We start from the raw sequence: 1,145 nt of genomic DNA on the forward strand, positions 1-1,145 counted from the left end.
GCATCCACGGTGGCGGAATCGGTATTATCTGAGCTATCCAGTTCAGTCTGATCGGCCGTGACGGAAGCGGTGTTGGTCACCGCACTGCTGTCGGTGGTGGTGGCGACAATCGTCAACGTAGCAGTCGCGCCGCTGGCCAGTGAACCTACGGTCCATAAGCCCGTGGTGGCGTTGTAGCTACCGTCTGAGCTGACAAAGGTAAAGCCCGCGGGTAACTGATCAGTGACGACTACATTAGTGGCGGCATCCGGGCCGGTGTTGGCTACCGTCAGGGTAAAGCTGACGTTATCACCCAGATTCGGTGCGGCATTATCCACGGTTTTAGMCAGCGCTAAATCGATCGCCTGGGCATCCACGGTCGCGGAATCGGCATTATCTGAACTGTCCAGCTCGGTTTGATCGGCGGTCACGCTGGCGGTATTGGTGACCGCACTGCTGTCGGTGGTGGTGGCGACAATCGTTAACGTGGCGCTGGCACCACTGGCGAGGGAACCTACCGTCCATAAGCCGGTTGTGGCGTTATAACTGCCATCGCTGCTGACAAAGGTAAACCCGGCGGGCAGTGGGTCGGTGACCACCACATTGGTGGCGGCATCCGGCCCGGTGTTGGAGACGGTCAGGGTAAAGCTGACGTTATCCCCCAGATTCGGTGCCGCGTTATCCACGGCTTTACTGATGGCCAGGTCAATCGCCTGGGCATCCACAGTGGCAGAGTCGGTATTGTCCGAACTGTCCAGTTCAGTTTGATCCGCGGTCACGCTGGCGGTATTGGTGACCGCACTGCTGTCGGTGGTGGTGGCGACAATGGTTAAGGTCGCGCTGGCGCCACTGGCCAGTGAACCCACGGTCCATAAGCCGGTTGATGAATCGTAGCTACCGTCTGAGCTGACAAAGGTAAAGCCGGCGGGTAACTGATCAGTCACCACCACATTGGTAGCGGCGTCCGGGCCGGTGTTGACTACGGTGAGCGTGAAGCTGACGTTATCGCCCAGATTCGGTGCCGCGTTATCCACGGCTTTACTGATGGCCAGGTCAATCGCCTGGGCATCCACGGTCGCGGAATCGGAATTGTCGGCGCTATCCAGCTCGGTTTGATCGGCGGTGACGCTGGCGGTGTTGGTCACCGCACTGCTGTCGGTGGTGGT

The 1,145-nt window shown here is 59.3% G+C and carries 1 protein-coding gene; it reads right to left on the bottom strand.

Annotated elements, in window-relative coordinates:
* Window positions 1-1,145 (bottom strand): DUF11 domain-containing protein (locus BFC17_RS22580; RefSeq protein WP_175439574.1); only part of this gene is annotated, 1,145 nt, incomplete at both ends.

The sequence above is a fragment of the Marisediminitalea lipolytica genome, assembly GCF_001758465.1.
GTDB lineage: Bacteria > Pseudomonadota > Gammaproteobacteria > Enterobacterales > Alteromonadaceae > Alteromonas > Alteromonas lipolytica.